General features: G+C 40.1%; 24 protein-coding genes. 9 read left to right on the top strand and 15 right to left on the bottom strand.

All coding sequences use genetic code 11. The features are described 5' to 3' along the window. Position 1 precedes the first annotated feature (1 nt). From ACSLUF_RS00215 to ACSLUF_RS00195, 5 genes are all read right to left on the bottom strand, one after another. Positions 2-703 carry a CoA transferase subunit A gene (locus ACSLUF_RS00215; RefSeq protein ID WP_435624121.1) on the bottom strand — a complete coding sequence of 234 codons (702 nt, stop codon included), beginning with the start codon at positions 701-703 and terminating at the stop codon, positions 2-4. Between the two features lie 96 nt (positions 704-799). After that, positions 800-3,124 carry a transglycosylase domain-containing protein gene (locus ACSLUF_RS00210; protein WP_435624120.1) on the bottom strand — a complete coding sequence of 775 codons (2,325 nt, stop codon included), beginning with the start codon at positions 3,122-3,124 and terminating at the stop codon, positions 800-802. A 1-nt stretch (position 3,125) separates the two neighbouring features. Beyond that, complete coding sequence (locus ACSLUF_RS00205) at positions 3,126-3,614, bottom strand: gliding motility lipoprotein GldH (protein ID WP_435624119.1); 489 nt, start codon at positions 3,612-3,614, stop codon at positions 3,126-3,128. Next, positions 3,607-4,764, bottom strand: coding sequence for a PSP1 domain-containing protein (locus ACSLUF_RS00200; protein WP_435624118.1), 1,158 nt, complete (start codon positions 4,762-4,764; stop codon positions 3,607-3,609). The genes ACSLUF_RS00205 and ACSLUF_RS00200 overlap by 8 nt, the downstream gene beginning before the upstream one ends. Before the next feature lie 101 nt (positions 4,765-4,865). Next, on the bottom strand, positions 4,866-5,897 hold the full coding sequence (locus ACSLUF_RS00195) for a rhodanese-related sulfurtransferase (RefSeq protein WP_435624117.1): 1,032 nt from the start codon (positions 5,895-5,897) through the stop codon (positions 4,866-4,868). Positions 5,898-6,172: 275 nt separating this feature from the next. On the opposite strand from ACSLUF_RS00195, the gene recA reads away from it, so the two are divergent. The 5 genes from recA to ACSLUF_RS00170 all read left to right on the top strand — a co-directional run bounded on the left by recA (position 6,173) and on the right by ACSLUF_RS00170 (position 11,104). Continuing rightward, the gene (gene recA, locus ACSLUF_RS00190) at positions 6,173-7,180 is read left to right on the top strand and encodes a recombinase RecA (protein WP_435624116.1); all 1,008 of its coding nucleotides are present in this window, start codon (positions 6,173-6,175) and stop codon (positions 7,178-7,180) included. 80 nt (positions 7,181-7,260) lie between these two features. Next, on the top strand, positions 7,261-7,695 hold the full coding sequence (locus ACSLUF_RS00185) for a hypothetical protein (RefSeq protein ID WP_435624115.1): 435 nt from the start codon (positions 7,261-7,263) through the stop codon (positions 7,693-7,695). A gap of 30 nt (positions 7,696-7,725) precedes the next feature. Next, complete coding sequence (locus ACSLUF_RS00180) at positions 7,726-8,259, top strand: RNA polymerase sigma factor (RefSeq protein WP_435624114.1); 534 nt, start codon at positions 7,726-7,728, stop codon at positions 8,257-8,259. An 11-nt stretch (positions 8,260-8,270) separates the two neighbouring features. Further along, entirely contained in the window at positions 8,271-9,794 is a 1,524-nt protein-coding gene (locus tag ACSLUF_RS00175) for a hypothetical protein (RefSeq protein ID WP_435624113.1), read from the top strand. Positions 9,795-9,934: 140 nt separating this feature from the next. Continuing rightward, on the top strand, positions 9,935-11,104 hold the full coding sequence (locus ACSLUF_RS00170; protein WP_435624112.1) for a histidine kinase: 1,170 nt from the start codon (positions 9,935-9,937) through the stop codon (positions 11,102-11,104). On the opposite strand, the gene ACSLUF_RS00165 is transcribed toward ACSLUF_RS00170, so the two are convergent. Next, a complete protein-coding gene (locus ACSLUF_RS00165; protein ID WP_435624111.1) occupies positions 11,101-11,844 on the bottom strand; it encodes a lysophospholipid acyltransferase family protein in 744 nt (247 codons plus the stop codon). The two genes, ACSLUF_RS00170 and ACSLUF_RS00165, sit on opposite strands and share 4 nt — an antisense overlap. 72 nt (positions 11,845-11,916) lie before the next feature. Here ACSLUF_RS00165 and trpS point away from each other — a divergent pair, with 72 nt between their 5' ends. Beyond that, a complete protein-coding gene (gene trpS / locus ACSLUF_RS00160; RefSeq protein ID WP_435624110.1) occupies positions 11,917-12,885 on the top strand; it encodes a tryptophan--tRNA ligase in 969 nt (322 codons plus the stop codon). Here the strand turns inward: trpS and dprA are convergent. Next, positions 12,882-13,994: a DNA-processing protein DprA gene (gene dprA / locus ACSLUF_RS00155; protein WP_435624109.1), complete on the bottom strand. Its 1,113-nt coding sequence runs from the start codon at positions 13,992-13,994 to the stop codon at positions 12,882-12,884. The two genes, trpS and dprA, sit on opposite strands and share 4 nt — an antisense overlap. A gap of 105 nt (positions 13,995-14,099) precedes the next feature. Here dprA and ACSLUF_RS00150 point away from each other — a divergent pair, with 105 nt between their 5' ends. After that, a complete protein-coding gene (locus ACSLUF_RS00150; protein ID WP_435624108.1) occupies positions 14,100-15,044 on the top strand; it encodes an SPOR domain-containing protein in 945 nt (314 codons plus the stop codon). 56 nt (positions 15,045-15,100) lie between these two features. Next, a complete protein-coding gene (locus ACSLUF_RS00145; RefSeq protein WP_435624107.1) occupies positions 15,101-15,613 on the top strand; it encodes an acyl-CoA thioesterase in 513 nt (170 codons plus the stop codon). On the opposite strand, the gene ACSLUF_RS00140 is transcribed toward ACSLUF_RS00145, so the two are convergent. The 8 genes from ACSLUF_RS00140 to ACSLUF_RS00105 are packed head-to-tail and all read right to left on the bottom strand — an operon-like array spanning position 15,610 to position 23,130. Beyond that, positions 15,610-16,446, bottom strand: coding sequence for an aldo/keto reductase (locus ACSLUF_RS00140; protein WP_435624106.1), 837 nt, complete (start codon positions 16,444-16,446; stop codon positions 15,610-15,612). The two genes, ACSLUF_RS00145 and ACSLUF_RS00140, sit on opposite strands and share 4 nt — an antisense overlap. 4 nt (positions 16,447-16,450) lie before the next feature. Continuing rightward, positions 16,451-17,623, bottom strand: a complete 1,173-nt coding sequence (locus tag ACSLUF_RS00135; RefSeq protein ID WP_435624105.1) for a murein hydrolase activator EnvC family protein — start codon at positions 17,621-17,623, stop codon at positions 16,451-16,453. 52 nt (positions 17,624-17,675) lie between these two features. Beyond that, positions 17,676-18,443, bottom strand: coding sequence for a DUF4292 domain-containing protein (locus ACSLUF_RS00130; RefSeq protein WP_435624104.1), 768 nt, complete (start codon positions 18,441-18,443; stop codon positions 17,676-17,678). 13 nt (positions 18,444-18,456) lie between these two features. After that, on the bottom strand, positions 18,457-19,356 hold the full coding sequence (locus ACSLUF_RS00125; RefSeq protein WP_435624103.1) for a tetratricopeptide repeat protein: 900 nt from the start codon (positions 19,354-19,356) through the stop codon (positions 18,457-18,459). Between the two features lie 33 nt (positions 19,357-19,389). Next, the gene (locus tag ACSLUF_RS00120; RefSeq protein WP_435624102.1) at positions 19,390-20,406 is read right to left on the bottom strand and encodes a sugar phosphate nucleotidyltransferase; all 1,017 of its coding nucleotides are present in this window, start codon (positions 20,404-20,406) and stop codon (positions 19,390-19,392) included. Between the two features lie 33 nt (positions 20,407-20,439). Continuing rightward, positions 20,440-20,874, bottom strand: coding sequence for a dUTP diphosphatase (gene dut / locus ACSLUF_RS00115; RefSeq protein WP_435624101.1), 435 nt, complete (start codon positions 20,872-20,874; stop codon positions 20,440-20,442). Positions 20,875-20,877: 3 nt separating this feature from the next. Next, entirely contained in the window at positions 20,878-21,654 is a 777-nt protein-coding gene (locus ACSLUF_RS00110; protein ID WP_435624100.1) for a carbonic anhydrase family protein, read from the bottom strand. Continuing rightward, positions 21,655-23,130: a lipopolysaccharide biosynthesis protein gene (locus ACSLUF_RS00105; protein WP_435624099.1), complete on the bottom strand. Its 1,476-nt coding sequence runs from the start codon at positions 23,128-23,130 to the stop codon at positions 21,655-21,657. A gap of 139 nt (positions 23,131-23,269) precedes the next feature. On the opposite strand from ACSLUF_RS00105, the gene ACSLUF_RS00100 reads away from it, so the two are divergent. After that, complete coding sequence (locus tag ACSLUF_RS00100; RefSeq protein ID WP_435624098.1) at positions 23,270-24,925, top strand: sulfatase family protein; 1,656 nt, start codon at positions 23,270-23,272, stop codon at positions 24,923-24,925. Positions 24,926-24,928: the final 3 nt, after the last annotated feature.

Below are 24,928 nucleotides of genomic sequence, written 5' to 3'. Positions count from 1 at the left end.
CCTATACTTTAGGCCTAACTGTTCTTTGTTCTATTCTTTTTTCATACTTCTCACCTTGAAAGATGCGCTGCACAAAAATACCCGGTATGTGTATTTCATTGGGGTCCAAACTACCCGCTGGAAGCAATTCCTCCACCTCAGCTACCGTTATATTGGCTGCCCCGCACATACAGGGATTAAAGTTTCTTGCGGTTCCCTTAAAAATTAAGTTCCCTGCTTCGTCACCCTTCCAAGCTTTTACAAAAGAGAAATCCGCTTTAAAAGCCGGTTCCAAGACATACATCTTCCCATCAAACTCTCTGGTTTCCTTTCCTTCGGCAACTTCAGTTCCATATCCCGCTGGAGTATAAAAAGCCGGGAAACCCGCTTGTGCAGCGCGACATTTTTCGGCCAAGGTTCCTTGTGGGGTTAATTCAACTTCCAGCTCTCCGCTGAGCATTTGTCGTTCAAACTCATCGTTCTCGCCCACATAGGAAGAGACCATTTTCTTTATCTGTTTGTGCTGTAAAAGAAGGCCTAAGCCAAAATCATCCACTCCCGCATTATTGGATATGCAGGTAATATCTCGAATCCCCAATTTTACCAATTCGCCAATGGCATTTTCAGGGATGCCACATAAGCCAAATCCTCCCAGCATAAATGTCATCCCATCGGCCACCCCTTTCAAGGCTTCCTGCACATTTGGGACTGTTTTTTTAATCATATTTCCATTTCTTTTTAAGGTCTTTCAAAATACGATATAAATAAAAAAGCCCCAAGATTAAAGTTTCTTAGGGCCGAGTTTTTCATAGGGAGATTTTTAAAAATCCAATTCCAAATCGTCTTCGGTGTCCAACTCTTTTTGAATTTCTTCCAAAATCTTGGTGCAATCCACATTTATGGAAAGTTCTTCAGGTTCTTCAAACTCATCTTTGGATACGCCCAACTCTTCGTTGGCATAGTTCTTTTTCATGTATAAGGCCCATATGGGTAATGCCATTGACGCTCCTTGTCCATACGTTAGACTTTGAAAGTGAGCAGCTCGGTCCTCACCTCCTACCCAAACTCCGGTTACCAGATTAGGTACCATTCCCATAAACCAACCATCGCTTTGATTTTGGGTGGTACCTGTTTTTCCCGCGATAGGGTTGCTAAGTTCGTAAGGATATCCTGTAATAATTTCTTTATAAACTGCTTGTTCCTTGGCGAAAGTGTGTCGCAACCTAGTTCCCGAACCTCCTTGCGTAACCCCTTCCATAAGGTTGACCATGGCATAGGCCACATCTTTACTAAGTACATCCTTGGTTTCTGGCATATATTCATAAAGAACGGTCCCGTTTTTATCCTCAATTCTAGTAACCATAACAGGTTTAACATATACCCCTTGATTGACAAAAGTACCATAGGCTCCCACCATTTCGTACACATTAAAGTCAACGGTACCCAAAGCTATTGAAGGCACTTCCAAAATTTCTTTAGTGAAACCCATATTCTTGGCAATGTTAACCACTGAACCGGGTCCAACTTTATCTATCAATTGTGCAGTAACCGTATTTACGGAGTTGGCCAAGGCCTTTTTTAGCGTGAGGTTTTCACCTGAATACTTCCCATCCGAATTTTTAGGACACCAAGCTTCCATATTACCATGCTTCAGAGGTTCAATGCAATATTGATTGTCCGGAAGAGAATCACAAGGAGAGTACCTCAATTGGTCAATTGCAGCTGCATACACAAAAGGTTTAAAGGTAGAACCTGCCTGTCGCGCACCCTGAATTACATTATCATACTGGAAATGTTTGTAATCTATACCTCCAACCCAAGCCTTCACGTGACCGGTTTGAGGTTCCATGGACATCATTGCAGTGCGCAAAAAGGTTTTGTAATAGCGGATGGAATCCATTGGGGTCATGATGGTATCCTTTTCAAACGAATCACTATTCCAATCAAACACCGTCATTTCGGTTTTTTCATGGAATGTTTTTTTAATTTCCTCATCCGACATGCCTTGTCTCCGAAGTGACCTCCATCTATCGGAACGTTTCATGGCCTGTCTCATTATGGTATCTATGGCACCTCGGGTCAAATCCAAAAAGGGTGCAGTCGGATTACGTTTAGGTGTGTTTTGATGAAAAAACTCCGCCTGAAGCCGTTTCATATGTTCTTGAACCGCCTCTTCCGCATGTCTTTGCATTCTCGAGTCCACTGTGGTATACACCTTTAAGCCGTCCAAATAGATATTGTACTTCTCGCCATCGGGCTTTGGATTTTCATCAATCCATTTGTTCAAAAATCGTTGCAAATACATCCTGAAATAAGTGGCCAAACCTTCACGATGCGATTCAGGACTAAAATTGATATCCATCTCAAGTCCCTGTAAGGAATCCTTTTCCTTTTCAGTAAGGTAACCGTATTTCGCCATCTGACCCAAAACTGTATTTCTTCTATTCAATACTAGTTCTTCACGTCGGATTGGATTGTAATAGGATGAGTTTTTTAACATTCCTACCAAAACAGCTGACTCTTCTGTTTTTAGTTGGGAAGGCTCCTTTCCAAAATAGATACGGGCTGCCGAGCGGATACCGTCAGCGTTATAGTTGAAATCGTACAGGTTAAGGTACATTTGAACAATTTCCTGTTTGGTGTATTGCCTTTCCAAACGCGTGGCAATTACCCATTCCTTTACTTTTTGAACGATTCTTTCAAGCCCTCCGGAAGGTCGTTTGGTAAATAGCAGCTTGGATAACTGTTGGGAAATGGTGCTAGCTCCACCTTTGGTTCCCAAAAAAGCTACGGCCCTGATTGTGCCTCGGGCATCAATCCCAGAATGCTCAAAATAGCGGGCATCTTCTGTTGCCACTAACGCATTTACCAAGTTTTCTGGAAGTTCACTAAAGGGTACAGGTGTACGATTGTCATCCAAATAAAACTTTCCTAGGGTCTCCCCATCTGAGGAAACAATTTCGGTGGCCAGATTTGTACTCGGATTTTCCAAGTGTTCAAAGGTTGGCATCGTTCCAAACACGCCCCAAGAAGCGAGCAAGAAAAGTAAGAGTACAGCCAATACCCCAGACCCAAAAAGAATCCAGAACCACTTGATGTACTTTGCAAAGCCTTGTGGTTGATTTTTCTTTGTTTTTTTTGCCATTTTATTGGGTGATTTTCTCAATTTCCAGTCCCACGTCGGTGATGCCTTTCAAAACTGAAATGCCATCCACATCTCCATTTTTTCGCATAGCATGGGTAACTCTTACCTTATATACGCCGGAATCAGGAAAAACGATGCTTTCCTTATACCATAATTTATTCTCCTTAACACTTCCCAATCCTTTTCCCAACCATTGCCCTGTTGGTTCGGCCATAGCATATTCCAAGGTATCCTTCTGTGTATTCCCGTCTGGAAACTCGAGTTCTGTAATTAAGAAAAGATTGCTGAACTCAAAATTATTATCGTTCCTTACGTTAAAAAACATATGATGTGCTTGCACTGAATCCAAGTCAGAGAATTCAAAAAAAACAGGCTGGTCCATTGACCAATTCCCTTCACTGAGAGATTGATATTTTGAAAATTCCAATTTGGAATTGCAGGAAGCAAATCCGACTAGCAAACAAAAAAAACAAATGGTTCTTTTAAGCATTGGAAGAGGCTTTTGCCTTGTTATTTCTTTTTTTCTTGTTTCTCTTTTTCTTCTTTTTTGGTCTATCGAAACGGGTAAGACTGTCTTGGCCCACTACGTTTTCAAAAACTAGCTTTTCATCACTTACGTTGTCTTGGGCATACTCTTCAAGGCTGCTAATCTTTTCGTTCTTTTTATTTAGCTCCAAAATTTCATGCACCTGTTCTTTGTGCAATGCATGCCAGGTTGCTGGGTCGTCCTTGTACGAAAACCAAAGGGTCTCTTTAAAAATATCCGCTTTTTGGCAAAAGGCTATTCCCTTCTTCGTTTGAAGTTTACTATCCTGGGATGGAAAGTCCTTCAGGGCTTCCAAATACATATCCAACTCATAGTTGAGACAGCACTTTAATTTTCCACATTGTCCAGCCAATTTTTGAGGGTTCAGTGCCAACTGCTGATATCTGGCAGATGCGGTGCTAACCGATCTAAAATCAGTCAACCAAGTTGAGCAACATAATTCCCTTCCACACGATCCTATGCCTCCTAAGCGTTGTGCTTCTTGTCGGTATCCAATCTGACGCATTTCAATTCGGATACCGAAAGCCTTGGCCATATCCTTAATAAGTTGTCTAAAGTCAACCCTATCTTCCGCAGTGTAGTAAAAAGTGGCTTTGGAACCGTCTCCTTGAAATTCAACGTCACTCAATTTCATTTGGAGCTTTAATGAAATAGCAATTTCCCTAGAACGCTTTTTAATCTCCTCTTCCTTATCCCTACATTTTTGCCAAACATCAATATCCCGCTGGGAAGCTTTGCGATAAATTTTTGGAAGGGTTTTGTCCTCAGGGTCCACTTTCTTTTTTCGCATCTGAACACGGACCAATTCTCCCGTTAGGGTTACCATACCAACGTCATGTCCAGATTTTGCCTGAGTGGCAACAATGTCACCAATCGACAAGGATAAATTTTCTGTGTTTCTAAAAAATTCCTTTCTGCTGTTTTTAAATCGAACCTCAACGAATTCAAAGGGTTTTTGTCCGTTGGGAAGCGACATATTGGAAAGCCAATCAAAAACTGTAAGCTTGTTACAACCATCAGTGCCACAAGTTCCGTTGTTCTTGCAGCCACGCGGCTGTCCATCCTTACCGGTTGAACAACTGCTACACGCCATATTTAATATCTTGATTTAAAGAAACTTAATCCGTCTCTTTAAAAAGGGTTCATAAAATTATTCTATGTAAATATAGGACAATTTGAAGCAGCATGGAAAAGTTATTTCTTGTACTTGAGCACTTCTGAACGTCCCTTCTTGAATATTTTATTGCTAGCGTGTTTTCCTTTTCTCAACGCTTTTTGCTCCTCGTAGGGCAGTGCGTGAACTTCTGCACATTCATTAGAACAACATCCGTTCATGCCCTCCGCACATTCCTCACATTGAATAAACAATAAATGACAAGCTTCGTTGGCACAGTTCACATGAGTGTCACATGGTTTTCCACATTGATGACAATTCGCAATCACGTCATCAGAAATACGTTCCCCCCGACGATGGTCAAAAACGAAGTTTTTACCTAGAAACTTATTTTCTAAATTCTGGGATTTTACTTGTCGGGTGTACTCAATAATTCCTCCTTCCAACTGATATACATTTTTGAACCCCTTATGTTTGTAGTAAGCACTTGCTTTTTCACAGCGGATTCCGCCGGTGCAATACATGACCAGCTTTTTATCCTCTTTATGCTCCGCCAAGTCATTTTCAATGATATCCAATGAATCCCTGAACGTATCCACATCAGGAGTTATGGCATTTTTAAAATGGCCTATTTCACTTTCATAGTGATTACGCATATCTACCAAAACCACGTCCGGGTCTTCAATCAGCTCATTAAACTGCTCTGCCCCTACATGGACACCTTTGTTGGTTACATCAAAAGTGTCATCGTTCAATCCGTCGGCAACAATCTTTTTTCGAACCTTAACCTTGAGCTTTAAAAAGGATTTGTTGTCCTGTTCAATGGCAATATTCAACCGAACGTTCTCCAGAAATGAGATACTGTCCAAGTGTTTTTTAAAAGCCTGAAAGTTTTCAGCGGGTACGGAAAGTTGGGCGTTTATGCCTTCATTCGCTACATAGATTCGACCTAGAACATCTAATTCGTTCCAATGTATAAACAGATGATTTCTGAAAATGCCCGGGTTTCCGATGTGCGCATACTGGTAGAAAGAGATGGTAAGGCGTTCCTTGCCAGCTTCCTCAATAAGCCGCTCTCTTTCCTTGGCACTTAAAGTATTGTACAGTTGCATGCTATACTAATATTTTTAAGTTATCAAGAATATTATTTAACGAGGCAAAAGTATAAAAGAAAAAAGACTCCCTAAAGAATTAAGGAGTCTTACACACAGTCTCTTTTCATAGCGCAAATTTCCCAGTTGCGGTTTCTACATGTGTCTTACGAAGAGGTTCTTCGATATTTTGTCTATTCGAGTTAGCATACTCAAGATGTTATCATTTTAAAAAGGTTGCGTACCCATTGTTCATGAAAAAAGAAATGGTAATTTAGCGGGTCAAATACAATAGCATGAGCAGCGAAAAAGAAGCAAAACTTAAAGCACTAAAACTTACTCTGGACAAATTGGATAAAACGTACGGCAAAGGTGCCGTTATGAAGATGGGGGACAGTGTAGTTGAAGATGTAGAAGTAATTCCATCTGGGTCGTTGGGTCTGGATATCGCTTTAGGTGTTGGAGGCTATCCGCGTGGCCGTGTAATCGAGATTTATGGGCCAGAATCCTCTGGTAAAACCACGCTTACCCTACATGCTATTGCTGAAGCTCAAAAAAATGGAGGTATTGCCGCCTTCATAGATGCCGAACATGCTTTCGACCGTTTTTATGCCCAAAAACTGGGAGTGGACATTGATAATTTGATTATTTCCCAACCTGACCATGGGGAACAAGCCTTGGAAATTGCTGACAACCTGATTCGTTCAGGAGCCATTGACATTGTAATTGTCGATTCCGTTGCTGCCCTTACTCCAAAGAGCGAGATAGAGGGAGAAATGGGGGATTCCAAAATGGGACTTCATGCCCGTTTGATGTCGCAAGCGCTACGTAAACTTACTTCGACCATCAGCAAGACCAATTGTACCGTGATTTTCATTAACCAATTACGGGAGAAAATTGGGGTCATGTTTGGCAATCCAGAAACCACAACCGGGGGTAATGCGCTTAAGTTTTATGCTTCTGTTCGGTTGGATATTCGTAGATCGACCCAAATTAAAGACACCGACGGCAACGTTCAAGGAAACAAGACCAGAGTTAAGGTGGTTAAAAACAAAGTTGCCCCTCCATTCAGGACTACCGAATTTGATATCATGTATGGCGAAGGAATCTCCAAAGTAGGGGAAGTTTTGGATTTGGGTGTAGCCTACGAAATTGTGAAAAAAAGCGGCTCTTGGTTCAGTTATGGTGATACCAAATTAGGCCAAGGAAGAGATGCGGTAAAAGCACTGTTAGTCGATAATCCAGAACTTTCCGAAGAACTTGAATCCAAAATCAAGGAGGCCATTACAGCCGTGAATTCGTAACGTTTTTATCCCTCCCTTAAGCTTCGATTAAAAAAACGCAACCCTTAGCACATCCCAACATCTTAAAGTCAAAGATTTTAATGATGAAAAAGGTAGTATTAGGATGTCTTTTTTGTGTTTTGTTAATCTCGTTCTCTTCTTGCGATTTGAATGATGATTCACAGAATTTTCATTTTACCACACTTTCCGTAGTGGAGGCAAGCCTACCCGAATCCTTCCAGCTCAATGAATCCTACACCATTGAAGTGACCTATCTACGACCTGATAGTTGCACTTTTTTTGAAGGTTTTGATGTGGCGATTCCATCTGAAACACAAAGAAATGTAACCGTTATTGGTTCTGTGTTTACGGATGACAATGCATGCACACAGTTGGCAGAAGAAGTTGTAGCCAGCTTTGAATTCAATGTTATCTTTACTGGAACCTACACATTTCGATTTTTTACTGGATTGGACGAATCGGGGGAAGCCACTTTTATGGAATATACTGTGCCTGTGGTAGAAGAAACAAATTGACAAAACCAACAATCCAAAAATGGCCAACATTTGGATCTTGAGGAACTAATACATAATTGTAAAAACGGAAGACGCAAGGCTCAGGCTGAATTATACCGGAAATATTCCGGTATTCTTTTCGGTATTTGCCTTAAATATTCTAGGAATAAAATTGAAGCTGAAGATAATTTACACGATAGCTTCATTACCATTTATGACAAAATTGGGCAGTACAATTTTAAAGGTTCTTTTGAAGGTTGGATTAAGCGAGTAACCATTAACACGGTTCTCCAAAAATATAGAAAAGAGCAATATATGGATGTAGTCTCAGAAAATTTAAGTGAAGAATCCATGGAGCTCGAAACTGATGAACTTGATGTAAGCCTAGCTACATTATTGGGTCACATACAGGAACTTCCCAATAAGTATCGTATCACATTCAACTTATATGTTTTGGATGGGTATAGTCACAAAGAAATCAGTGAGATGTTGGGGACATCAACAGGAACCTCAAAATCGAATTTGGCAAGGGCCAAGATGATTTTGAGAGAAAAAATAAAAAAAGAAAATATAAACATTGCTTAAAGTACTTAAGAATGGGGAAAAAGAATTTAGAGCAATTGTTCAAGGATATTTTTAAGGACTTTCATGAGATTCCGGATGATAAGGTCTGGAAATCGATTGAAGCCTCATTGGACAAAAAAGAAAACAAAAAACGTGTTATTCCAATTTGGTGGCAACTCGGAGGGGTCGCAGCTCTTTTTGCCATTTTGTTTTTTACCATCAATCCCTTTGGGAGTTCCGGTGACTCTGAAAGCAGCATACCCAATGTTGTCGATACGGAGAAAACAGAACAAACCGTACCAGCCACAGATGCTGTAGAGGAGCCAACGGAGCTAGTCGGTACTTCTGAGGAAGCTTCGGATATTAATGGCCAAAAAAATGGCATTGTTGAACCTAGCTTAAACGAGTACCAAAAGAGTGAGGTGGTAGATGCTGATACCACTCCAAAGACTCCTAAACCGTCTCAGGACAAACAAGTGTTTAAATCAAATGATATCAATAGTGTTGCCCGATTGGATGAGGACAATGTGCGTACCAATGAAAACCTATCAGAAGATTCCAGAATATTGACCTCTGAAAAGGAAAAAAGTGAAGTTACCGATGCTGTCGCTTTGGTAGAATCAGATGAGAAAAAAGGACAGGAACCAAATGTTTTGGAAAACAAAACTTCTGAACAAGATTTTGGCAACCAGAAAACCGAAGTAGCACAAGTAGATGTTAGCAAAGAGGATAAAGAACCTGAAGAAGGGAAAAAATCCATTTACGATGCCATTGCTGAAAAAAATGCTGAGACAGATGAGGAGCTTTTGGCAGAAAATAATGAAAGTAAATGGTCTGTGGGCCCTTCTGTAGCACCAGTTTATTTTCAGGGAGCAGGTGAAGGTTCTCCCATTCACTCCAATTTTAGCTCCAACTCTAAGTCTGGAAATGTCAATTTAAGTTATGGGTTGACCGTCTCCTACAATTTAGGAAAACGTCTCAAGGTTAGATCAGGTGTGCATCGAGTGGATTTTGGTTATGATACCAATGAAATTGTATTCTCCTCTTCCTTACAAGGTTCTACTAATGAATTGATTGATAACATTACGTATGCAGAAACCTCCAGAAACCTTGTAGTACAAAGTAGTAAAAGTCTGCCTAGTGAAGCTTCAGCTCAGGCATTTACGGAATTTCAATCCAATGATAGTCCCGCTTTGGACGGTAAAATGGTGCAACAGTTGGGCTATATAGAAGTACCTCTTGAGCTAAATTATGCGCTTATCGACAAAAAATTTGGTGTTGATATCATTGGAGGAGTAAGCTCATTGTTTCTTGTAGATAATACCATTTTATTGGAATCTGAAGAATTGGTCACTGAAGTGGGTGAAGCAAACAATGCAAATTCTGTCAATTTTAGTACCAATGTAGGGGTTGGCCTTAATTATGAAGTGTCTCCAAAAGTTCAATTGAACTTGGAGCCTGTGTTTAAATATCAACTTAATACTTTCTCCGAGACTGCTGGTCCTTTTAGGCCATTTTCTGTAGGTGTTTACAGTGGTGTAAGTTTTAGGTTTTAAATATAAAGAAGTTGGTTAGGAAGATTGTCCCTTTAGACAATCGCTGAGCACCCTGTCCTAAAAAGATGGGGTGTTTTTTTGTGCTAAAACTAAGTGCATCAAAATTTTAGTAATTTCAACCAGAACTTAACCGCAAAAAATTGAAAACCGATCAATTTGAGGATATTCTGGTCTATTTTTCCAAATCATTGTTGGGTAAGGAAAATGAAGAGGATATTCTCTGGGACCTTGCCAAAAACTGTATTTCCAAGCTAGGATTCGTAGATTGTGTGATCTACCTAGTTGATGAAAAGGGAAAATTCCTAGAACAAAAATCCGCTTATGGCCCGAAGAACCCTAAAGATCAAAAACTTCACAATCCTGTAAAAATTCCAGTGGGCAGCGGAATAACGGGCACGGTTGCTTTGACCGGAGTCGCAGAAATTGTTTCGGATACTTCAATTGACTCCCGTTATATCGTTGATGATGAAGTACGCCTTTCAGAAATATGTGTGCCGATTAGCCATGAGGATGTGATTTATGGCGTAATTGATTGCGAACATCCTGAGAGAGCTTTTTTTACAGAGCAACATCTTAAGATGCTTTCGGTTATAGCTTCCATTTGCGGTATAAAAATAAAAAGTGTTCGCGCCAATGCGGCCCTAATCGAAAAACAAGAAAAACTTCTCAAGATAAAAGAGGAGATGGTGGAGTTAAAGCTTAAGGCCCTAAACTCACAGCTTCATCCCCATTTTGTGTTTAACGTCATTAATGCCATCCAATATTTTGTGACTTCAGAGGATAAAAAATCGGCATTGAATTATCTTTCCATCTTTGGAAAATTACTGCGTTACAACTTGAAATACCTTGAGCAGGATACGGTTCCCCTAAACGATGAAATTGAGATGGTTGGTTGGTATCTGAAACTACAGAAACTCAGGTATGATGAAAATTTTACCTATGAAATTTCAATGGATGGGAATTTCAAAAATTTAAATGCTGTAATCCCCGCCTCAATTTTGCTTACTCTACTGGAAAACCTAATTGAATACGCCATCTACAACCAACACAAAAATGAAAAACTAGTCATAACTTTTCACGTTTCTTCCTTGCATGTGAATGTTAACATTCAATACGTCCACGATGCTATAATTTCGGCAATCGGGTATAGCCCTAATTATAGAAAACAGATAATGAAATGGGAAGACCAAATTGACTTGCTGAATGCCGCCAAAAATTATGGGATTGACAAAAAAATCTCCTCTTCTACAAACCAAAAACAACACTTGGGAGAAATTACGGTCAAGCTTCCCAATTTAAGTTCAATCTAGCTATTTTTCATTTGTAGCTCATTCAATATCACCTGTCTCACTTCTTCCCTTAATGTTGTTTTATCTTCTTCCCCTAGCATTTCGGTTGGAAAAAAATAGTGCACTTTCGCACGCATCCTCCCTGGCCCTCCACTTAAGAATGTGAAGGAAAAGCGCTGCTTGTTATCATAAAAAGTAATTGGCACTACGGGAATGTTATGGGCAATGGCCATCTTAAACGCTCCATCTTTGAATACATCCAAAACAACCCTCTCATCCGGGACACCGCCCTCTGGAAAAATACAGATACTCAACCCTTTATCTAACCTTCGCTGGGCTCTTCGATATACCCCTGTCCTGCTTTTTACGTCTTCCCTATCCACCATGATGCAAACTCGCTTATAGAAAAAACCAAATACGGGAATTTTCACCAGTTCCCTCTTCCCAACAAAAACAAAGGGGTTTTTGCTAACCAATAGCATCGACATTATATCCAACATACTGGTATGGTTGGCAACCAGCATGTAACTCATTCCCTTTTCAAACCTTTCTTCGTATTCTATCCTAGGTACACAGCCCATACCATACATTATGGGTCTGGCCCAAAAATTCCGGGCCAACCAAAAAAATTGAGGGTACGTTTTTTCAGAGAAAGTCGTAATCAACAAAAGGGGAAGAAAAATAAAAATAAGAAGGGCCACCAGAAAATAGAACCATATCCTATATAAAACATGACCTATATTTTTAAGTAGTTGCAGCACTGGTTTCAAATGTAATGATAACACCAATATGTTTCGAATTCTTTTACCTTTGTCGCTTCATATATTGAAAGCATGGCGCGAATCTTAACTGGTATCCAGAGTACGGGAACACCACATTTGGGTAATATTTTGGGAGCAATTATGCCAGCCATTCACATGGCGCAAGACCCAGGCAATCAGTCCTTTTTATTTATAGCGGATATGCATTCGCTAACACAGATTAAAGACGGGGAAGAACTTCGAAATAACACCTATGCAACCGCTGCGGCATGGCTTGCCTTTGGATTGGATATCGAGGATACTGTCTTTTACAGGCAAAGCGATGTGCCTCAAGTTACTGAGCTGGCATGGTATCTTAACTGTTTTTTTCCTTACCAGCGACTTACATTAGCACATTCATTTAAGGACAAGGCGGACCGACTGGAAGATGTAAACGCTGGTCTTTTTAACTATCCCATGTTGATGGCGGCTGATATTTTATTATACGATGCGCATATTGTTCCCGTGGGCAAAGACCAACTCCAGCATTTGGAAATGACCCGTGATGTAGCTTCCCGTTTTCATGCTAAAATGGGAGAGACCTTTGTAATGCCGGAGGCAAAAGTTCAGGAAGAAACCATGTATGTGCCAGGTACAGATGGACAAAAAATGAGCAAAAGCAAAGGGAACATTATCGATATTTTCCAAACCGATAAAAAATTACGGAAACAGGTTATGGGCATTGTTACCGACAGTACGCCGATGGAAGACCCAAAAGACCCCTCAAATGATAACGTTTTTGCGCTTTATAAACTATTGGCATCCGAGGAACAGATAGATGAAATGAGTGCAAATTACTTAGCTGGAAATTATGGCTATGGGCATGCTAAGCAAGCACTGTATGACGTAATTCTTACCAAGTTTGAAGAACCCAGGGAAAAGTTTGCCTATTATATGGACCATTTGGACGAGATTGACCACGCCTTGGCCCTAGGTGCGGAAAAAGCCAAAGATGTAGCCAACGAAGTATTGCATAGAGTAAGGCAAAAAGTGGGGTATTAAATAGCCTCAAATATTTTTCCTGGCCATGTTCTGATGGCTCCTTTCATTTCCATCCCCAATAAAGTTGAAGAGGCCTTAAAAATGGGTAGTTGACAGTCAAATGCCAAAGCATCCAACTGCTTTTTTCCATTCTTTTGTAAATAATCGTAAATGGATTGTTCAATGGCATCCAATTCTACAAAGAGTCTTTTTTGCAAGCCTGAAGAGGTTTCTTTTTCCTTCTCTTCCAATTCCCATCCCAAAAAATAGATTAGCTCAGCAGCAGATGTGACCATATGTGCTTCTTGCTTTTGAATCAATTGGTTACACCCTATACTATACCTATCGGTATATCTGCCAGGTACAGCAAAAACTTCCCGATTATAACTATTAGCGATATCTGCAGTAACCAAACTGCCTCCTTTTTCAGCGGATTCAACAACCAATGTGGCCTCACTTATACCAGCGATAATGCGGTTGCGTTTTAAGAAATTTTCCCTGTCGGGGCTACTTGTGCTCCAAAATTCGGTTACAAATCCTCCATTGGACATTACCTTTTTCACATATTTTAGATGGGCTTTTGGATATATCTGATTGAGGCCATGCGCCAGGCAGCCGATCGTTTGCAAACCATGTTCTATGGCCAACTTTTGAATCGTTATATCGACACCATACGCAAATCCACTCACTATTACCGGATTTAGTGGTGCTATTTCTGAGATAAATTGTTCACAAAATGCCTTGCCATATCCAGTCATATTTCGAGTGCCCACGATACTTAGCACTTTTCTTCCTGCAAAATCGATTGCTCCTTTCTGGAATAAAACAATCGGGGAATCGATACAATGTTTCAATAACCTTGGATAGTTTTCATCTTGGTAATAGCGAACCTTTATGTTTTCCTTTTGGATAAACACGAATTCCTTTTCCGCATTTTTAAGATTACTCGTATTGGAAAGTTCTTTTAGAACTGTGACCCCTATTCCAGGTATACGGGAAAGGTGATTTCGTTTGTCCGTAAAAACGGCGCTTGGGCTGCCACAGTGGTTAATGAGCTTTTTGGCCGTAATACTTCCAATATTTCTGCAAGATTGCAAGCGAAGAATTGCAACTAGTTCATTTTCAGTCACTTATTTTTAGATTTGGGATTGTACCGAAAGTACGCCATTTTCAATGTTAATAAAAAGTGATAAGCCATATTTTCCTCCTTTGGTTTTTTTTTAATATTTGCGGAAATGCGAATTGAGGGATACATATCAACCTTGCTTTATGACTACAATTGTGTGGTCGTACCTGGATTCGGTGCTTTTTTAGCCCATACAAAGTCCGCCACCGTTGATACTGCAACCAACAGATTAACTCCCCCCATCAAAACGATTTCCTTTAATTCCCAATTGAATAAGAATGATGGCGTGTTGGTTTCGCACATAGCCCAAGAAAAGAAGTTGGACTATGAGTCGCTTTTGGAAGAAGTTGAAAATGTAGGGAGACTTTGGAGAAAGAGAATGGAAAATAGCGAAAGTATTGAGCTTTTCGGTATAGGAAAACTATCCTTGGGTGCGGATAACAAGATACTTTTTGAACCTGAAAACAAAACCAATTTTCTTACCTCTTCTTTTGGCCTGTCTTCCCTTAGCGCAATCCCGATTCAACGTGAAGTCTTGAAGGAGGAAGTTGAAGAGCTTGAAAAGAACATTCCATTTATCATTACCCCTGAACAAAGAGAAAGAGTCTCTTTTCGTCCATGGTTGAAGTACGCCGCAGTAATACTTTTAATGGTTTCGGCTGGATTTACTGGGTTCAGAGCTTATGAAGACTTTCAGAACAAACAGGTTATTGCACAAAAAAATGCGCAGATAGAAGTTTCCCGACTCATTCAAGAGGCCACTTTTTTTAATGGGGAACCTTTGGAGCTACCAGCCGTCAATATCACCTTAAATAAAAAGCAGGTGGGCACACATCATGTTATTGCTGGTGCTTTCAGGATTGAGCAAAACGCTGAGAAAAAGGTAGCAGAGCTCAAGAAAAAAGGATATAGTGCACATTATTTAGGGGTGAATCCATATGGTCTTCACCAAGTGGCTTATGCAAGTTTTGAAAATCCTAAAGAAGCCCTTCGCTTTTTAAGAAATGTGAGAAACAGTGATTCGCCAGATGCCTGGTTGCTATCGGAAAAATAATCTCATTCCCTCTTCAAATAAATTCCAACCACTAATCTATCTTTGCCAAAAAAAGTATGGCACCTAAAAATCCAAAGGACTCGAAAACCGTAATGACCGATATGGTCCTTCCGGGAGAAACCAACCCTTTAAACAATCTATTTGGTGGGGAGTTATTGGCCCGAATGGATAGAGCTGCCAGTATCGCTGCAAGAAGGCACAGCCGAAGAATCACGGTGACGGCCTCCGTAAATCATGTGGCTTTCAATCGAAATGTGCCTTTGGGAAGTGTGGTTACAATCGAAGCAGCACTCTCAAGAGCTTTTAGGACCTCGATGGAGGTTTACATTGATGTGTGGATGGAAGATCGTTTTACCGGTGAACGCTCCAAGGCCAATGAGGCCATCTATACTTTTGTAGCTGTAGATGATACTGGAAAACCCACAGAGGTTCCTGAGATAATTCCTGAAACCGAGTTAGAAAAAGAACGCTACGCTGGAGCGTTGAGAAGAAAACAATTAAGTCTGGTTTTGGCCGCAAAAATGAAACCGCAAGACGCAACAGAACTTAAGGCTCTTTTTACTTCCTAAAAATCAAAATTATCAGGGTCTGGGCCAAACCTTTTCCCTCGGTCCATAGCGTCCAACAATTGTATATCACCTTCTTCCAGCTCGAAGTCGAAAATCTCAGAGTTGGAAATGATTCTTTCCTTTTTTACGGATTTGGGGATGGTCACCACGCCTTTCTGTAAATCCCAGCGTAACACAATCTGGGCAATGGTCTTGCCATATTTTTCGGCCAACTTTTTGAATTCGTCCATCCCAAAAATGTGCCCCTGCATCATGGGAGACCATGCTTCATATTGTATGCCTTTTTCCTGACAAAAATTCAATAAATCCTGTTGCACTAAATAAGGATGAAACTCCATCTGATTAACCATAGGAACCACTTCGGAGTCATTCATTACGTCTTCAAGATGATGTTGTAAAAAGTTGCTGACCCCTATGGCTTTTACTCTTTTCTCTTTGTATAATTTTTCCAAAGCCTTCCAGGTATCCTTGTAGAGGCCTTCTTTCGGCCAATGAATCAAATACAGGTCTAAATAGTCTAAGTCCAATCGTTCTAAACTCTTATCAAATGCCTTTAGAGTAGACTCAAAACCTTGATCGCTGTTCCATACCTTGCTCACTACAAATATGTCCTCCCGATTGACAGAACTATGTTTTATGGCTTTACCAACCCCTCTTTCATTTTTATATATTGCAGCGGTATCTATATGTCTGTAACCGTGTTGTAGAGCTTGGTCAATTGCGCGAATCACCTCGTCACCATCTTTGGAAAGATATACCCCTAAACCAAAATAGGGCATTTTTACGCCGTTGTTTAATTCAAAAGTCCCCTGTAAATCCGTAATTTTTTCCATTTTGCTACAATTGATATATCCATTCCTCAGGATTCAGTCGGTTTGAATCCTGATAGAGATAGAATTTTAATTTTGTACTACCATCAAACCGACTGGTATAAATATCTCCCAAAACATCCTTGGCCGTTACTCTATCTCCCTTCTTTACATATAGTTTAGAGAGATTATAATATGTGCTAATGTAATTTCCATGTTTAATTTGTACTCCTCTGCTTCCTCCGGGTACACTAAGAATCGCAATAACTTCCCCTTCAAAAATGGCCCTGGCCTTACTCCCTTTATCAGTTGTTATGGTAACTCCATTATTCCTATGCTTAATACCCGGATATAGCTTATCACTGTAGAGTCCGTACCCTTGACTTTTTATACCTTTTTCCACCGGCCAAATCAATTTTCCTTTATTGGCCGAAAAGTTTGTGGCAACGATTTTTGCCTCCGGTGTAAGTGCAAATGTCCTTGCACTGGACTTACCCGCTTTTTTGTTTGTGCTTGCAATAGCACTCCTGATTAGACGTTCAATTTCCCTGTCAATTTTTCGAGCTTCCTTGCGCTTTTTATCAATAGCTGCAGTATAACGGGCCTCATTCTGCCGAATACTGGTCAGCAACTCTTTTTGGGAAGCTATCTCTCTAGAAAGTATATTTTTAGCACTCCTGTTTTCTGCCAATAGCTGCTCCTTTACTTTTCGTTGCTCTCCCAAATCTTTGTTCAACTCGGTTAACTCTGAAGTTTTCTTTGCTATTGATTCGCCCTGTTTTTTTCTATGTTGCGCATACTGCTTCATATATTGCAGCCTTTTCAAAGCTTGATAAAAATTGTCTGAAGACAATAGAAACATTAATCGATTGTTTTGGGCTTTGTTTTGATATGATTTTCTAATCATTTTGGCGTAATCTTCCTTTAGCAACTTTAAATCCTCACGGAGTTTACTTATGGTTCTTATGTTAACATTGATTTGTCGGTTTAGGAGATTGGATTGATGGTTGGTAAGCCTTATGAGCTCCTGACGAACGTTTATTTTTTTATCCAAAGCCTCCATCTGATCAATGATGTCACCTTTTTCCCTCCTCTCGGCGAATAAGAGCCTATTAATTTCCTTAATTTCCTTCTGGAGTCGTTCTCTTTTTGCTTCTAGCGCCTTTTGCTCACCAGTTTGGGCATATGAATAAAATGTCATTAAAAGTGTAATGAGCACTAAACAAATCCTGTATGAAGATTTACTTGACATTTTACTTTAATATAATTTCATCGTACCCTTTTGGGATTCTGTACGGGAAATTTAAGCTTTTATCCAATTCTAAGTTTTTAAAACTTAAATCAATCGTTGTTTTGTCCTTATGATCTACGGCAACCACCTTTACCAAATTTGGAAATATCTTTCCTGAAATATCTTGATAGGTATATTCCGCACTTAGAAAACGATTTTCCTTAGGTTGCAGAACTTCCTGGGTAGCTATTTTAAAATGCTTGGGTTCTAATTGAAACAAAAGGGAAAACAAAGCTCTCGCTTTTTTTGGTTCCAGCTCATAATTCCCATCCTCTACTTTCGAATTAAATCTTTCCTTTCTTAAATCGGTAATAGCGTTTCCCAATAATAAGTTTTGGACACTAACAAAGTCGAGTTCTGTCCCTAACAAGTCACTCAAATAGCTAAAATCGCCATCAAAATATTCACCTTGCAGCTTATTGTAAAACGATACTCTCTCCGGGGTAATATGAGCTTTCACCACTCCCAAAGGTGCACTAATCCATATTACTTTGTCTTTTTCCATCCGCAAGCTCACTGAGATTCCTTGGCTCTCTTTCCCATTGGAGTAGTCAATCTTAACCCTACCCCTTAGCGTTTTAAAATCTTCTTGGTTCCCGTAATGGTTAGCAATGATTTTCTTGGTGGAAATAGAGCCATCCACTTCACCCCCTACAATGCTTTTTGTGCTTTTACAGGAAAGAACCATCAGGGGCAATAAAAGAAAAAATACCAATCGTTTCAATGTCATTTCTTTTCTTTTCTTATGAGCCTGGCACTATTTTACTGGAGTATTCATTTGCTTTTTTTTGATTTCCCATAGAAGCAAAAGTATCTGACAGCACCTTGTAGATGCTATTTTTTAAAGAGTCATCATCAAAAATAAAATCCACCGCGGCCTCCAACACTTCGATTCCCTTCTCCTGTTTATTGGTTTTGGTCAATGCCAAACCATAACCGTATTGGAAATAGGGCTGAAGCGGATAAGAATCCATAGCCTCTTTGGCGACTTTCTGCAACGTATTGAAGTCTGAATTGGAAATGAGCACAGCAATACGCTTTCTAAAAGACTCGACAGGGCTTTCACTTATTGTAGCTTTCTCTACTATCTGAGTTTTTCTAACCTCATTCCTTTGAAGGGAGTCTTCTATCTTTTGTTTCAAACTATTGGTAGAGGTGGTTTCTGGCAGGTTAGCCAGTAAGCGCAATGCTTCCTCATATTTTCTTTTCTGAAAATATATGTTGGCCAAATTCTCTTTTAGAATTGTATTGGAAAGTGGCAATATATCAGCAAAGGCGTCAATGGTATTTCCCTGCCTATCCATAATGGAAACAAAATGCTCCAAATACCAATAATTGTTCGGTGCTTTTTCCAGAGCCAGAACGGCGTAGCCTTGGGCGAGATTATATTTTCCATCCAAATAGTATGCTCGTGCCAATTCATAATCAACCACCTCATTTTCAGGTTGGAGGTTTTTACATTCCAACAACTTTTCCACAGCCCTGTCGTAGTTTTGAATTCCTTTTTGTTTTAGAGCTTCGAAAAACAAGCTTTGGAATTCATCGGTATATTCTTCTAAAAAAAGTTCAGCGCTTTCCTCCTTCTGGCTCAAAATGCCCAAGGGTATACAAAAAACCAATAAAGCCCAGCATATCTTCCTCATCCTATTATATATTGTTCTGTATACTTAAAAAAATCACCTCATTTCTGAATAGTCTCCAAGACTTACCGTTTCGAACTTACCGTCAAAAACAACATAATTGCCAATCATGGCATTATCCAAATTCGCATTGGATATTTTACTCTCACTTTGGATTATACTGTTTTTAATTGTTGAATTTTCCAATTGCGTATTTGAACCTATGGAAACGTAGGGTCCAACCGTGGTATTTTTTATTACAACCCCTTTACCTATGTAACAAGGTTCGATAATATTTGCATTTTCCAAAGTAATATCGGAAGAAACCAGGTTCTCTCCATCCTGCTCTAAAAAGCCCAGCATTCTCTGGTTCGTTTCCACGGTCACATTTTTATTGCCGCAGTCCATCCATTCATCCACCTTACCTGGCACAAACTTCATGCCTTTATCCATCATTCGCTTTATACCGTCGTTAATTTGATATTCACCGCCATGCATTACATTATTATCCAATACATACTGAAGCTCGTCCTTTAGCACCCCCACGTCCTTGAAATAATATATTCCAATAACGGCCAAATCAGAAACAAATTCCTTTGGTTTCTCCACCAACTCAACAATTTGATTCTCCTCGCTTAATTTAACAACGCCATATGCTTCGGGGCTATCCACTTGCTTTACCCAAATAACACTATCCGCAGATTTATCCAAATCAAAATCAGCACGTATCAAGGTGTCAGCATAAGCGATTACTGCCGGACCACTCAGTGATTCTTTAGCACTCATTATGGCATGACCTGTTCCCAAAGGTTGGTCTTGCCGATAAATTGACCCTTTCGCCCCCAAACTTTTGGCCAATTCTTTAAGGCTTTCCACAACATCATCACCAAAAAAGGCTGGGTCTCCTAAAATAAAGGCTACTTCCTCTATAGGTTCTCCCAAAACCTTTGCAATATCACTTACCAAACGGTGCACAATGGGTTTCCCAGCCACCGGAATCAATGGTTTGGGAATCGTTAGTGTATGCGGTCTAAGTCGGGATCCTCTCCCGGCCATAGGGACTATAATCTTCATCTGTTAATAGTATAACGTGCTTAGTATTTGTTTTTATTGTGTTCCAGTACTCCCAAATCCACCCGAACCCCGAACCGTTTCGGTCAACTGTTCGACTTCCTCCCATTCTGCCCTTTCATGCTTGGCAATTATCATTTGGGCAATACGTTCCCCATCATTGATAATAAAATCCTCATTGGAAAGATTGACCAAAATGACACCAACTTCACCCCGATAATCTGCATCGATGGTTCCCGGTGCATTTAAAACCGTAATCCCCTTTTTGGCAGCCAAACCGCTCCTTGGACGCACCTGTGCTTCTATACCCACAGGCAATTCCATAAAAATACCGGTTGGAACAATTTTTCTCCCTAGCGGCTTCAAAACAATGGGCGCATCCAAATTGGCTCTTAAATCCATTCCCGCGGAAGCCAATGTTTCATAGTGGGGTAAACTATGTTTTGAGGAGTTGATTACTCTTATCTTCATTCCTTATTCTACTTCTATTTCACGTTCATTCAATGCTTGTATATGTCTGGCATTGGAACCTTCAATTTTCAAAATTCTTTTTACCTGCTCAGGAGACGCTTCCAGGATACTTTTTGTTACATACCAACGTACGGTTTCGGAATAAGGAGGAGTCGTCAAAGAGCCCTTATAATGATAGTAGTGACTTAAGGGCGCTTGATTTTTTTCCATTAGTAAATCGGTCACTTTTACCTCCCCTAATCCAACCTTTTTTGATTCGTCCTCATGTTCCGGCACGGCGTTTAAAACCTCTTCAATAAAAGCATTCTTTTCCCCCATTTTAAAAAGAAACCCTATCACCAAAAATTCCTTTTCCTCACCTTCAGGCTGTCCATGAAGGGTGTTTACTACGTGCATTTCCATGGGATAGGTAATCCCGTCCACCAAATGCTCAGAAGGTGTGTGGAAATGGGCTTGAACAAAGTCGAAGGTTTCGTCATCCACGGTAATGGTGCTTCCTGGTTTAAAATCTACCTGGACAGTATGCCCCAAGTTTTCAACTTCATTCACCTCATCTTTAAAGTTTAGGGTGATGTTATGTCCAATGTTCGTAGTATCCTTAAAGGATAATATATTAATTGGAGATTGCGCATGGCAGATGGAGCCATCTTCATGGACATAAGCCAGCTCTGGAAGAATTGCCGGTTTTTCCTCTTGCGCCGATTCACTTTCCTTCTTTTGAACGCAGGAACTTAACATCAAAACGGATAATACAAATATGATTCTTGCGGTCGCTCGCATCTATGAAGTTTTGGATGTGGATTGAAAAATTGCGCGAAGATTTTCTCCTTCCAACTTGTACACTAACCCCAAAAATAACAAAAGTAGTGCCCCTCCGGCTATTAAATTTCGGTTAAAAACATAAAAGGATAAGGCCGAAAACAGAATGGACAATCCTAAATAGAACGTAATCTTTCGCATATTATATGGAATGGGATAGTGTTTCCTTCCAAAAGAATAGGAAAGAATCATCATACTGGCATATGCAATTAAGGTGGCAAGGGCCGACGCCATGTACCCAATTTTTGGGATAAAAATAAAATTGATCGCTAAAGTAGCCAGAGCACCAACGGATGAGATATAGGCTCCATACTTCGTTCTATCCGTAATCTTATACCAAACGGAAAGGTTATGGTAAATCCCGAGGCAAAGGCTCCCCAACAAAATAATCGGTACTACCTCCAGAGCTTCCCAATACACCGAATTGCGAATTAAAAGTTTTGCCAGAACATCAATAAAAACAACTACTCCCAATAGGATAACACTACCCAAAATGACGAAATAGTTGGTAATCTGGGCATACGTTTTTTGTGGGTTTTCCTTGTTGGCGTGACTGAAGAAAAATGGTTCCACTCCCATTCGAAAAGCAGTCCCGAAGAGTGTCATAAACAAAGCCAGTTTATAGCATGCCCCATATTTTCCAACTTCTGCCTCCGCAATATTCTCCGGCAATAATTCCGTAAGTAAAATCTTGTCCAAGACTTCATTTATAGTAAAAGCTATGCCTGCAATGAGAATGGGGCCTGCGTATTTGAGCATTTGTTTCCAAAGGGAAATGTCAAAGTGAAATTTAACCCTGAAATAGGTAGGTAAAAGAAACACCAATGTAATTCCACTGGCTATGATATTGGAAATAAAAATGTACTGGATTTCCCAACCTTCTCTGTATAATGATGCCATAAACCCTTCTCCATTCTGTTGTGACACACTAGGCAGCACCAATAAGAAAAACACATTAAAGCCTAAATTTATGGCCACATTGACTACCTTAAGTAAACCATACTTCATGGGCTTTTCATTAGCCCTTAATAATGCGAATGGGATAATTACCAAGGCATCCAAAACCAATATATAGGTAGTGAACCGAATGTACTCTGCATCAATATTGGTGAAATCCGCAAGCCATCCCTTAATGGTCAATGCCACAATTAAAAACAATAGAGAAGAACCCAAAAGGGAAAGCAGTGCCGTTGACACCACATTCTCTTTGTCCTTATTCTTGTTGTAAAACCTAAAAAAAGTAGTCTCCATTCCATAGGCCAGGAATACGTTGAATATCGCAATCCATGCATAAATATTGGTGTATTGCCCATAGCCTGAAGCATTCTCAAAAATTGAAGTATAGAGGGGAAGCAAAAAAAACGAAATGACCCTGGGCAGCACCGTGGCCAATCCATAAATAAAGGTTTGCTTAAAGAGCTTTTTTAACGGATTCAACTAGGATTGGTTTAACCCTACGCAAGTTACACAAAACCTTGAAGTTGTTATGCAACTAACGGACGGAGTATAGATTCGCCCAAATTCCAAAAAAACAGATTCAAATAATTGCTATCTTAAGTGTCAAACTGAAAGACCAATGAAAACTATCCATACCCTTTTCTCTTTACTTCTCATAAGCTTTTTCATATTGACTGGCTGTCAAGAAAAAAAGAAGGAAGAAACGAAAGTTACTGAGAGGCCCAACATTATTTTTATTATGTCGGATGACCATGCCTATCAGGCGATTAGCGCCTACGACAATCGATTAATTCAAACTCCAAATATTGACCGTATAGGAAAAGAGGGTATTGTTTTTACCAATGCTTGTGTGTCCAATTCCATTTGTGCCCCGTCTAGAGCGACCATCTTGACTGGAAAACACACGCATATCAACGGTAAAGTGGATAACCAAATGCCTTTCGATACCACCCAAGTCACTTTTCCGCAGATTTTTCAGAAAGCTGGATATCAAACGGCTATGTTCGGAAAACTCCATTTTGGCAATAATCCAAAAGGGGTGGATGAATTCATGATTCTTCCCGGTCAAGGTTCATATATCAACCCCGATTTTATAACCAAGACAGGAGATACAACCCGAATAGAGGGGTATGTTACGGATGTTATTACCGATTTGACATTGGATTGGCTGGACAAAAAAAGAGATACCGTTAAACCCTTTATGCTCATGTATCTGCACAAAGCGCCGCATAGACCTTGGTGGCCTAGACCCGATAAATTCAAAGAATTTTTGGGTAAAGAGTTTCCAGAACCCGAATCTCTATTTGATGATTATGAGAATAGAGGAACGGCCGCAAGAACAGCGGAAATGAACTTGCTTACTGATATGATGTACAATCATGACAGCAAGATTAGACCAGAGGTTACCGCACGAATGACAAACCTTAGCCCAAAAGTTCGAGAATATGAGGGAGGCTTTGATAATCCCTATACGGCACGAATTACCGAAGCCCAGAAAGCGGCCTATGAACCTATTCTTGATATCATAAACCAAGATTTTGAGGAAAACTGGCCGAACATGACAGAAGAGGAAAAGATGAAATGGAAATACCAAAGGTATATGCAAGATTACTTGGCTTGTGTTTCTTCGGTAGATGATAATATCGGGAGAGTACTAAGCTATTTGGATGAAAACAATCTTTCCGATAATACCATTGTGGTCTACACCTCTGACCAAGGATTTTATCTTGGGGAGCACGGTTGGTTTGACAAGCGATTTATCTACAATGAATCCTTTAAAACACCTTTGTTGGTTCGTTGGCCCAACCAAATTAAGCCTGGAATCACCAATGAGGAAATGGTTCAAAACTTGGATTTTGCCCAGACATTTTTGGATGCCGCGCAAATAGAAGCTCCTGAAGATATGCAGGGTGAAAGTTTAATGCCTCTTTTGACAAGCAATACTACAGAATGGACTCGTGATGCCGTGTACTATCACTACTATGAGTATCCTGCAGTACATCAAGTGAAAAGGCACTATGGAATTGTGACCATCGACTATAAATTAGCCCATTTCTACTATGATGTGGATGAATGGGAATTGTACGACCGTAAGAAAGACCCCCAAGAAATGAACAATGTTTACGATGACCCTGCATACGCGGATGTGGTCAAAGAGTTGAAGGTAAAATTGGACGAATTACGGGTGCAATACAAAGATTCGGATGAGTTGAACCAAGAGTATATTGAAATCCACAAGGCCAATAATATTGATTCGCCTCTGAATAAGTCATAATTT

Origin of the sequence: Flagellimonas sp. (assembly GCF_965601775.1) — a bacterium.
Classification (GTDB): domain Bacteria; phylum Bacteroidota; class Bacteroidia; order Flavobacteriales; family Flavobacteriaceae; genus Flagellimonas.
This window is presented reverse-complemented; position numbering and strand designations above follow the sequence as displayed.